The 10,504-nt window shown below is 41.8% G+C and carries 8 protein-coding genes and 4 tRNA genes; 9 read left to right on the top strand and 3 right to left on the bottom strand.

Annotated elements, in window-relative coordinates; genetic code table 11:
• Positions 1–168: 168 nt before the first annotated feature.
• The 9 genes from IEY48_RS17625 to IEY48_RS17585 all read left to right on the top strand — a co-directional run bounded on the left by IEY48_RS17625 (position 169) and on the right by IEY48_RS17585 (position 7,742).
• Positions 169–244, top strand: a tRNA-Glu gene (locus tag IEY48_RS17625).
• A 274-nt stretch (positions 245–518) separates the two neighbouring features.
• Positions 519–594 (top strand) — tRNA-Glu (locus tag IEY48_RS17620).
• 106 nt (positions 595–700) lie between these two features.
• A tRNA-Glu gene (locus IEY48_RS17615) sits at positions 701–776 on the top strand.
• 36 nt (positions 777–812) lie between these two features.
• A tRNA-Ala gene (locus IEY48_RS17610) sits at positions 813–888 on the top strand.
• A gap of 451 nt (positions 889–1,339) precedes the next feature.
• Positions 1,340–2,359 carry a TRAP transporter substrate-binding protein gene (locus IEY48_RS17605; protein ID WP_188922685.1) on the top strand — a complete coding sequence of 340 codons (1,020 nt, stop codon included), beginning with the start codon at positions 1,340–1,342 and terminating at the stop codon, positions 2,357–2,359.
• 66 nt (positions 2,360–2,425) lie between these two features.
• Positions 2,426–3,082, top strand: coding sequence for a TRAP transporter small permease (locus tag IEY48_RS17600; protein ID WP_188922683.1), 657 nt, complete (start codon positions 2,426–2,428; stop codon positions 3,080–3,082).
• On the top strand, positions 3,082–4,479 hold the full coding sequence (locus IEY48_RS17595) for a TRAP transporter large permease (RefSeq protein WP_188922681.1): 1,398 nt from the start codon (positions 3,082–3,084) through the stop codon (positions 4,477–4,479). The genes IEY48_RS17600 and IEY48_RS17595 overlap by 1 nt, the downstream gene beginning before the upstream one ends.
• Before the next feature lie 90 nt (positions 4,480–4,569).
• On the top strand, positions 4,570–6,366 hold the full coding sequence (locus tag IEY48_RS17590) for a sensor histidine kinase (protein WP_188922679.1): 1,797 nt from the start codon (positions 4,570–4,572) through the stop codon (positions 6,364–6,366).
• A gap of 2 nt (positions 6,367–6,368) precedes the next feature.
• A complete protein-coding gene (locus tag IEY48_RS17585; RefSeq protein WP_188922677.1) occupies positions 6,369–7,742 on the top strand; it encodes a sigma-54-dependent transcriptional regulator in 1,374 nt (457 codons plus the stop codon).
• 21 nt (positions 7,743–7,763) lie between these two features.
• Here the strand turns inward: IEY48_RS17585 and IEY48_RS17580 are convergent, their stop codons facing one another.
• The 3 genes from IEY48_RS17580 to tesB all read right to left on the bottom strand — a co-directional run bounded on the left by IEY48_RS17580 (position 7,764) and on the right by tesB (position 10,389).
• Positions 7,764–8,999, bottom strand: a complete 1,236-nt coding sequence (locus tag IEY48_RS17580; RefSeq protein ID WP_188922674.1) for an MFS transporter — start codon at positions 8,997–8,999, stop codon at positions 7,764–7,766.
• A gap of 103 nt (positions 9,000–9,102) precedes the next feature.
• Positions 9,103–9,498 carry a YbaY family lipoprotein gene (locus IEY48_RS17575; protein ID WP_188922687.1) on the bottom strand — a complete coding sequence of 132 codons (396 nt, stop codon included), beginning with the start codon at positions 9,496–9,498 and terminating at the stop codon, positions 9,103–9,105.
• Positions 9,499–9,525: 27 nt separating this feature from the next.
• Positions 9,526–10,389, bottom strand: a complete 864-nt coding sequence (tesB, locus tag IEY48_RS17570; RefSeq protein ID WP_188922672.1) for an acyl-CoA thioesterase II — start codon at positions 10,387–10,389, stop codon at positions 9,526–9,528.
• Positions 10,390–10,504: the final 115 nt, after the last annotated feature.

The raw sequence follows: 10,504 nt of genomic DNA, 5'->3' as shown, positions 1-10,504 counted from the left end.
AGGCCTAGGACACCGCCCTTTCACGGCGGTAACAGGGGTTCGAATCCCCTATGGGATACCACTTTTTCTGAGTGGTTGACTGTAAAGTTAACGATTCGATAGCATTGATGTTTAGCCTACAGACATTAGTGAGTATTCACTCGATACAGAGTATAACGTATCAAAAGTGTCCCATTCGTCTAGAGGCCTAGGACACCGCCCTTTCACGGCGGTAACAGGGGTTCGAATCCCCTATGGGATACCACTTTTCTGAGTGGTTGACTGTAAAGTTAACAATTCGATAGCATTGATGTTTAGCCTACAGACATTGATGAGTATTCACTCGATACAGAGTATAACGTATCAAAAGTGTCCCATTCGTCTAGAAATAGAGCTTAGGGCATCGCCCACTTTGGTTTATAAAGAGTCGGCGGTAACAGGGGGTCGAATCCTTGTTGATTTGTAGCAATTAGCACCAATGTTTAGCCTACAGGCATTAGTGAGTATTCACTCGATACAGAGTATAACGTATCAAAAGTGTCCCATTCGTCTAGAGGCCTAGGACACCGCCCTTTCACGGCGGTAACAGGGGTTCGAATCCCCTATGGGATACCACTTTTCTGAGTGGTTGACTGTAAAGTTAACGATTCGATAGCATTGATGTTTAGCCTACAGGCATTAGTGAGTATTCACTCGATACAGAGTATAACGTATCAAAAGTGTCCCATTCGTCTAGAGGCCTAGGACACCGCCCTTTCACGGCGGTAACAGGGGTTCGAATCCCCTATGGGATACCATATTATTCAAGTTTTAGTTTTTATTAGCTAGAATTTGGGGCTATAGCTCAGCTGGGAGAGCGCTTCGCTGGCAGTGAAGAGGTCCACGGTTCGATCCCGTGTAGCTCCACCATTAAATTGGTATTCGTACATATTGATATGTATTCGAAACAAAAAACCACCTCACGGTGGTTTTTTTGTGCCTATTTAAAAATGATATTAATCTTTATAATCCCAACTACGACTCTACAGCTGCAAGATATCGCACAGCTCATGTACCTAGAAAACAATCCACAATAGATACATACCCAAACAAAATGAGATCGTCATAACACCAACAATAAATGTGTGACATTCCACCCATAGGCACATTTATTTTGTGTGACATCCCACACAAATCATTACACACACATATGACCACTTAAACTAAAGTTAATAATTATCATAAGGTTAAAAAAATTTAACGTTGTGGCCCGTAGCTTGCTATGTCTATATATCCTCATAACGCGTTTATGAAGTACTTGTTCTGGAACAAGTCTTCACCGTGAGGAATATATAACACTAAAAAAAGGAAGCTAAACCTCATGAAAAAATCGACCCGTACCCTTACACATACATTAAAATCAATTGCAAAGTTCGCCACTGCCGCTTCAATACTGACAGTAAGCTTGAATGTATTTGCAGAACCCATAGAAATTAAATTTTCACACGTTGTTGCAGAAAACACTCCAAAAGGCCAAATGGCACTTAAATTTAAAGAACTCATTGAACAACGTTTACCGGGTGAATATGTTGTTAACGTATTCCCTAACTCGCAATTATTTGGCGACAATAATGAACTGGCGGCATTGCTTTTAAACGACGTGCAGTTTGTTGCGCCATCACTATCAAAATTTGAACGCTACACTAAAAAACTGCAAATTTTTGATTTACCTTTCTTGTTTGAAGACATGGACGCGGTTGACCGTTTTCAACAATCAGAATCTGGTCAAAAGCTATTAAATGCAATGAACCGGAAAGGCGTTGTGGGTTTAGGTTATCTTCATAATGGTATGAAGCAGTTCTCTGCTAATGACCCGCTAAATGTGCCTAAAGATGCTAACGGCAAAAAATTCCGTATCATGGCATCAGATGTCATTGCCGCTCAATTTGATGCTGTAGGTGCTATTCCTGTTAAGAAGCCATTCTCAGAAGTATTTACCTTACTACAAACTCGCGCCATTGATGGTCAAGAAAACACTTGGTCAAATACTTATTCAATGAAGTTCTACGAGGTGCAAAGCCACATCACTGAAAGTAACCATGGTGTATTAGATTACATGGTAGTGACATCAAACACCTTCTGGAAAGGCCTCCCGGCCGACAAACGTGCTGTCTTTAAATCTTCACTTGATGAAGCGATTGCCCTTGGCAATAAAATTGCTGCAGAAAAAGGCAATGAAGACAAACAAGCCATTCTAGATTCAAACCGTTCAAAACTTGTGACGTTAACGCCAGAAGCACGCCAGCAATGGGTTAACGCAATGAAGCCTGTTTGGGCGAAGTTTGAAGATCAAATTGGTAAAGATATGATTGATGCTGCACAAGCTGCAAATACTAAATAGTCTTAATCCTTAATCCGGTACTGAGTCCAATTGGGTTCAGTACTCTCTCTTTCTTATACAAGGAGTATGACCGTGATTTCCAGACTATTTGGCTATTTTGAAGAAGGCCTTCTCAACCTACTCATCACGATGATGACCTTGCTGGTATTTGGCGAAGTCATTGCGCGTTTTTTCTTTAATACCGGCTTCTTATGGATCCAGGAGCTAACACTTACGCTATGCGGTTGGTTTGTGTTGTTTGGCATGTCTTATGGGGTAAAAGTGGGCGCGCATATCGGCGTCGACGCCTTTGTATCAAAGCTATCTGGTAAGCCGCAAAAAATAGTCGCTATCTTTGCATGCCTATGTTGCCTTGTTTACTGCGGACTGTTTTTAAAAGGCGCTTGGGAGTACTTAAGCCAAATGTACCAAATTGGTATTCCAATGGAAGATATCGATTTACCAGGATGGCTTGTGCATCAGTTAGACCCTGATTATGCGTGGGAAACATGGCGTATTGATGTTGAAGATGGCGCAGTGCCAATTTGGTTGTCTCAAAGCATCTTATTGATTGGTTTTTCAATGTTAACGTGGCGTTTTATAGAATTATTTATTGCCATATTAAAAAATCAAGCTGTTGGTTTTCAACTTGCTGATGAAGCCAAAGATAGCATGCACTTAATCGATGAAGCTGCACAATCAACATCATCAGAACAACAAGAAAATGATAAGGACGCCAAATAATGACTATTGCTACATTATTTATCACTCTACTTATCTGCATGATGATCGGTATGCCTATTGCTATTGCATTGGGTTTTTCAAGCATGCTGACAATCTTACTCTTCTCTAATGACTCACTGGCTTCTATTGCATTAAAGTTATACGAATCAACATCAGAGCATTACACCTTACTGGCTATTCCATTTTTTATTCTGTCTTCGGCATTTTTGTCTACTGGCGGGGTCGCAAGGCGGATCATTGATTTTGCCATGGACAGTGTCGGCCACATTCGTGGTGGATTAGCCATGGCATCTGTCATGGCTTGTATGCTATTTGCTGCGGTCTCTGGTTCATCCCCCGCCACAGTAGCAGCCATAGGGTCGATTGTGATTGTCGGTATGGTTAGAGCTGGTTACCCAGAGAAGTTTGCTGCGGGTGTGATCACCACCTCTGGCACTTTAGGTATTTTGATCCCGCCGTCAATTGTAATGCTGGTTTATGCCGCCGCCACAGAAGTATCGGCAGCGAGAATGTTTATGGCAGGGCTTATTCCGGGCTTAATGATGGGCTTAATTTTAATGCTCGCGATTTATATCGTTGCCCGCATTAAAAAGCTACCTTCACGACCGTTCCCGGGCATAAAAGCGCTGTCAATATCAAGCGCTAAAGCAATGGGTGGATTAGCGCTGATTCTCATTGTGCTTGGGTCCATCTACGGTGGTGTGGCCAGCCCTACCGAAGCTGCTGCTGTAGCTTGTGTGTACGCTTATTTTATTGCGGTATTTGGTTATCGCGATATAGGCCCACTTAAAAATGTGGCTTGGCGTAATCAGCAAGAATCGATCATTACAGCTTCTGTGCGTAACATAGGTTATATGTTGCTTGCCGTCATCAAAACCCCAGCAGACAAAGAAATCCGCAATGTGGTACGTGATGGCGCTAAAGTCAGCATTATGTTGTTATTCATCATTGCCAATGCAATGTTGTTTGCCCACGTACTAACCACAGAACGTATTCCGCACATCATCGCTGAAGCCATCGTCAGCTTAGGCCTACCAGCATGGGGCTTTTTAATCATTGTTAACTTACTGCTTTTAGCTGCAGGTAACTTTATGGAGCCATCGGCAATCTTGCTCATCATGGCACCTATTTTGTTCCCTATTGCTACGCAGTTAGGCATTGACCCAATCCATTTAGGCATCATTATGGTGGTCAATATGGAGATAGGCATGCTCACGCCCCCCGTAGGGCTCAACCTCTTTGTCACAGCAGGGATTACAGGGAAAAGCATGGGGTGGGTTATTCAGTCATGTTTACCATGGTTAGTTTTACTGCTTGGTTTCTTGATATTAATTACTTATATTCCGCAAATATCATTGTTTTTACCTGAATACATCGACAAATTAAACGGCTACTAGCTTGATAATTGGCGTATTATAGACGAGCCTTAACATATTAAGGCTCGGTTTAATTCTACTCTATAATTACATCGCCACTTGGGAATATGCATGTTTTCATTCTCGACTATCAAAAAGCGCAAAATTGTTGTTCGCGTTATGGTCATTCTTGGTTTGTTACTAACATTAAAAGTAACCCATTGGTATTGGCTTGAACAAGGCACCGAATCAATAGCCAATCAATCTGAAAAGCAAATCAATGAATTAGTTATTTTTATTGATGATGCTCTAGGCCACTACGAAAATATCCCGGCCGTACTAGCCCAAAACCCCATTTTTGAACAAAGCTTGCTAGACCAACAAAATCCGCAAGCAATCAATAAACTGAACCTATACTTATCAGAGTTACAGCAAGTCACCGAATCGTCTGATATTTACTTAACGGATGCAATGGGAGTGGCAATTGCTGCCAGTAATTGGGATAAACCAAACTCATTTATCAATCAAGATTATTCGTTTAGACCTTATTTTATCGAGGCCATATCGGGTCGATCCGGTCGCTACTATGCAGTAGGTACATCGTCCAATAAACGTGGGTTTTACTTTGCTAATCCGGTTTATCATAAAGGCGTGGTATTAGGTGTCATTGTTGTCAAAGTCGATATTAGTTTAATTGAGCAACAAAGCAGCGGCATTGCTATTGCAAGTCAATATGAATTTATGATCAGCGACCCAGATAACATTGTTTTTTTATCGAGTATGAGCGGTTGGCGCTTTAACTCTCTCACCCCGTTATCACAATCCAAACGCTTCGCACTCAACGCCTCAAAACGCTATGCCAATAGACCCATTGGTGAACTTGATCTCGTACCGCAATTTGCATCAACTGGGTCAAATAAGCCACAGGTATACCGAATCTCATCCATAGATGGCCAAGAGCAATACCTAGAACACCATCAAAATATGCCTAATGCCAATTGGAATGTGCATATATTGGCACCTATGACTCCCCTTTATGAGTCATTACCACCGATATTGTTATTAGCGACCACACTATATTCGTTGCTCGCATTATTTGTATTGTATAGTTTGGAGCGAAGACGCAACCTTATTAGAATGCGCCAGGCACAAAACCAACTAGAACAAAGAGTTAAAGAAAGAACGTTAGAATTAGAGCAAGCAAACAACCAGCTAAAAGATACCCAAGATGAGTTAATACAAGCGGCAAAACTCACCGTTATTGGTAGCTTATCAGCCAGCATTAACCATGAACTGAATCAGCCACTTGCGGCATTAAGAAGTTACGCCCAAAACACTCAAACGTTTATAGGGCGTAATATGATTGAAGACGCCCGCAGTAATATTAATATCATGATAGAACTCACCGATAGGCTTGCCGATATTATTGCTCAATTTAAAAGTTTTACTCGCAAATCTCAGGGCAAAGACAACGCAACAGATATCAATCAATCCATTGAACAAGCACTGACTATTGTTCAACCCGAAATGGACAAACAAGGCGTTAAACTGTCACTTGCTCTACTTAAAGATAGCTGCCAAATATGGGGAGACAGTGTCAGGTTGCAACAAGTGCTGGTTAACTTGATGAGTAATGCTATTGTGGCTATGCAACAATCAAAAGACCGACGCTTACATATTGAAGTATATTGCGATAGCAAAGTGAACATTAGTATTCAAGACAGTGGTCCGGGCGTGAGACAAAGCCAAATGAGTAAAATTTTTGAACCCTACTACACCACCAGCGAACGCCAAGGATTAGGGCTAGGGCTATCAATCTCTCAACGCATCATTGAATCGATGCAAGGCTCAATTACTGTTGAAAATGCACAGCAAGGCGGCGCTATTTTCCATATTATTTTACCGCTTTATTTACGTGAGGAAGTGTAAACGTGACCCAAATACAAGACATCAATGACTATCAAGTCATTATTGTTGATGATGAACCGCATATCGGCACAGTATTACAACAATTATTTAAACTAGAAAGTATTAATGCATTAGCGATAACCGACCCACAAGTCATTGCAAGCCACATTACCCAAGGCTGGGCAGGCATCATTATATCTGACGTAAATATGCCTCAACTCGATGGTTTAAGCCTATTACAGCAACTCAAGCACAAAGATAACGATTTACCAGTTGTACTGTTAACCGGCTTTGGCGACATCGCAATGGCCGTTGATGCACTAAAAAAAGGCGCTTATGACTTTATTGAAAAGCCCTTTAATAATGAGCACATTCTTGATGTTACAAAACGTGCCCTAGACAAACGTGCATTAACCTTAGAAAACCGTAAATTAAAGCGTGAGCTTGAGTCTCATATTGCACCCGGACCTCGCATTCTTGGCAGTAGCCCAGGAGTGAAAAAGATGCGCCACCTAATCGACCAAGTGCTCGACACCCCTGCCGATATCATGATCGAAGGTGAAACCGGCGTAGGCAAAGAGCTTGTTGCCCGTTATTTACATGATCACAGCTACCGCAATAAAGCCAATTTTGTCGCCATAAATTGTGGCGCTATTCCTGAGAATTTAATCGAAAGTGAATTGTTTGGCGCTGAATCAGGGGCATTTACCGGTATCGATAAACGCCGCATTGGTAAGTTCGAATACGCCAATGGTGGGACACTGTTTTTAGATGAAATCGAAAGCACACCGATGTCTTTGCAAGTTAAGTTACTAAGAGTTCTCGAAGACCGAAAAGTAGAGCGCTTAGGCTCCAACACCCCTATTGATTTAGACATTCGCGTCATTGCGGCCACCAAGTTAAACCTGCAACAGCTATGTGAGCAAGGCCAATTTAGACAAGATTTACTCTACCGCTTAAATTTGGTGACAATAGCAATCCCGCCACTTAGAGAGCGCCTTGAAGATATTCCAGTACTATTTTTACATTTTGCTCGAATTGCTTCTACTCGCTACCACAAAGCATTAATAGCCTTAACTGCCCAACAAACCATGGTGCTCACATCCCACGACTGGCCCGGTAATGTACGAGAGTTACGCAACCTAGCTGAGCGCTACGTATTACTAGGTGCAGAGGCTGCATTCGCCGGTAACTTAGAAAACCACACTACTATGCATACCAGCATGTCATTGCAGCAACGGGTAGAGTTTTTTGAGCGTTTATTAATAGAGGATGCGTTAAATCACAATAAAGGCAGTATAAAATTGACCATGGAACATCTCGAGCTACCACGCAAGACTTTGTATGACAAAATGCGCAAATACGACCTAGACCGTAAACAATTTATCGATAATTAGCCATGCAACGCTGCCAATGCATCAGTCTTCAGATACGAGTGCTTCGGTACTCTTTTGATGTATCCCTAACCGCCAAATTGCCACCAACAACAATGCCAACAGACTCATTGAACCAACCACAACGCCATTCCACTCGGCCTTATGCCAAAACAACATAAGGTAAGGGCCGCCTAAAGAAGCTCCTAGGTAATAACAGCATAAATACAATGATGTCGCTTTAGCACGGTGGCTGGTTGCCCGCATAGCAACAAACGAGTTACAGCAACTGTGCGTTAAGAAGAAACCACATGCGGTGATTAAAAAACCTATAACAATCGCAAGCAAAGTGTCGACTAATGTCAGTAAGGTTCCACATAGCATTAAACACAAAGCGACTCTAAACAATGGCAATGAACCATAGCGTAAAATCCACTTAGCAGACAAATATGACGCAAAGGTACCACTTGAATAACATAAAAAAATCAAAGTGGCATTAAATCGACTTAATCCATATGGCTCGGCCATAATGTGCAGCTGAATAAAACTAAATTGATTCACCATCATCATAAACGCTAAACCACCCACAATGTAGGCTAAGCGCATTTGTGGATCAGAGAAATGAAATACAAACCCATCAAAATCTTGTTTTATTTTACGTAATAACGACACCTTTTGTTTTATCACTGCAGGTTTGATTTCTTTGCGTGGCAATAAGTAAGTCACCAACGCGACACCAATTAATGTCACCAAAAACACTAACCCCATCGACGTTTGCCACGATAAATTTTGCGCCATTAAGCCGCCAAAAATCCGTCCTGCAATGCCGCCCATACTGTTAGCCATAATATACACCGCAGCGGCTTTTAACATAAAGCTAGGCGCTAATTGCTCTTTAAAATACGCCATAGAAATCGCTGGTACAGCAGCAAGTAAGGCCCCTTGTAACAAACGAACCCAAACTAATTCATCAAATGTTTGCGCAAAAATTAATAACACATTGGACGCGGCCAATAGCCATAAGCTCACCACAATCGGCACTAAACGGCCAATTCGGTCAGATAATACGGCATAAAACAATAAAGAGAAGGCAAGCGTGAAACTGGTAACAGAAAGTACCAATGTGGCTTGAGCGCCCGAAACATCAAAATGCTCAGCAATAGACGGCAACATCCCCTGTACGGTGTACAAATTAATGTAGACCACTACAGAAGCAATACACAATGCCCAAATTAAACGGGTTTGCGCATGTGAACGGTAAGTCGGGGTTAAGTCTGTCATGGACAACCTAAACAGCAAATTAGGATAGAAAACAGATTATTACCCGCCAAAAGAATAGGTCAATGACGGGCATACTAGTTTGTGAGCTAGATTGAGGAAGTGCTTATTTAACGCGCTTCATCAATACTTCAGTGGTGTATTTATCATTGTTGATCACACGATATTTATCATAGGTCTGAAAAATAACTCTTCCATTGAAAGTGATCATCGCCACCACACCATAGTCCACACTACTATCGATAAGCTCAGCAGGTAAAATAAATTTAAACGGCACAGGGGCACGGGCAATATCAAAGTTTTTTTGAGAAATAATCCGCCCAGGTGTTTTAAAATCGATAATCGAAATATTAATTTTACATCCTTGTGGCAACGCAATTTTTTCTAAATAACCGGCGTAACCGTTCACTATTACAGGCTTTGGCGCCTCAACAGTGACACACGCACTAAGCATTAGGCTTAATAGTGCAAACAAACTTACTTTAACCCACGTAGGTAACATCATAATAGTATCCTTACTTCGTCATACTCACTGAGCGGTCAATCGTAACAAACCTTCTTGTGTTGCCGACGCAACAAGACGCCCTTGCAAATCAAAAAACTGACCTGTAACAAAGCCTCGCCCGCCACCCGCATTAGGGCTTTCAATGCTATAGAGCACCCACTCACCTATATTAAATGGGCGGTGAAACCACATCGAATGATCAATCGTAGCTAAACGCATGCCTGGGGTTAATACCGACACACTGTGAGGCTGAGCTGCCGTCACTAAAAAGTTAAAGTCAGAGGCATACGCTAACAGGTATTCATGAATGCAATGATTACCTGGTAACTCACCATTAGCTCGTATCCAAACATAGCGGTTAGGCTCATTGGTTCCGGGGTCGAGCGGGTTAATTGGGTTTACAAGGCGCATTTCTATCGGTGAGTCTGCCATAAACTTTTCGAGTATTTTCTTGGGTACTTTATCACGCATGGTTACAGCTAACTCTTGCTGATTCAATAACCCATCAGGGCCTGGTACATCAGGCATTTGAGCTTGATGTTCAAAACCTTCTTCGTGCTTTTGAAACGAGCACGTCATATAAAAAATAGGTCGGCCTTTTTGAATCGCCTTGACGCGGCGTGCGCTAAAACTGCCACCGTCACGCATATTTTCTACATCATAAATAATCGGTAACTTTTCATCTCCAGCGCGTAAGAAATAAGAGTGTAAAGAATGCACGTTTCTATCTTCGCTGACAGTTTGCTTAGCGGCACTTAACGCTTGCCCCATCACTTGACCGCCAAACACATGACCAAAGCCAAGATCTTGGCTTTGACCACGAAACAGACCATCCTCAAGTTTTTCAAGTGATAATAATGACAATAAATCGTTTAATACCTGACTCATATACCCTTCTCTAACGCATGAATTAACGCTTAAGGTTACCCTAGTTAACTAGAGGTTTTCTAGCTTATTCGTTGATAAAGTTTTGAATTAACATCATCTGATATTAATTTATAAA

The organism is Shewanella saliphila, assembly GCF_014648295.1.
In the GTDB taxonomy this organism is placed as follows: domain Bacteria; phylum Pseudomonadota; class Gammaproteobacteria; order Enterobacterales; family Shewanellaceae; genus Shewanella; species Shewanella saliphila.
The sequence above is the reverse complement of the archived record's forward strand: the minus strand, read 5'-3'. Positions and strand labels throughout refer to the sequence as shown.

What these genes read in the sequence shown, in the direction of transcription:
- IEY48_RS17605 (WP_188922685.1), top strand. Translation starts at nt 1,340, where the DNA reads ATGAAAAAATCGACCCGTACCCTTACACATACATTAAAATCAATTGCA.
- IEY48_RS17600 (WP_188922683.1), top strand. Translation starts at nt 2,426, where the DNA reads ATGACCGTGATTTCCAGACTATTTGGCTATTTTGAAGAAGGCCTTCTC.
- IEY48_RS17595 (WP_188922681.1), top strand. Translation starts at nt 3,082, where the DNA reads ATGACTATTGCTACATTATTTATCACTCTACTTATCTGCATGATGATC.
- IEY48_RS17590 (WP_188922679.1), top strand. Translation starts at nt 4,570, where the DNA reads ATGTTTTCATTCTCGACTATCAAAAAGCGCAAAATTGTTGTTCGCGTT.
- IEY48_RS17580 (WP_188922674.1), bottom strand. Translation starts at nt 8,999, where the DNA reads ATGACAGACTTAACCCCGACTTACCGTTCACATGCGCAAACCCGTTTA.
- IEY48_RS17575 (WP_188922687.1), bottom strand. Translation starts at nt 9,498, where the DNA reads ATGTTACCTACGTGGGTTAAAGTAAGTTTGTTTGCACTATTAAGCCTA.
- tesB (WP_188922672.1), bottom strand. Translation starts at nt 10,389, where the DNA reads ATGAGTCAGGTATTAAACGATTTATTGTCATTATTATCACTTGAAAAA.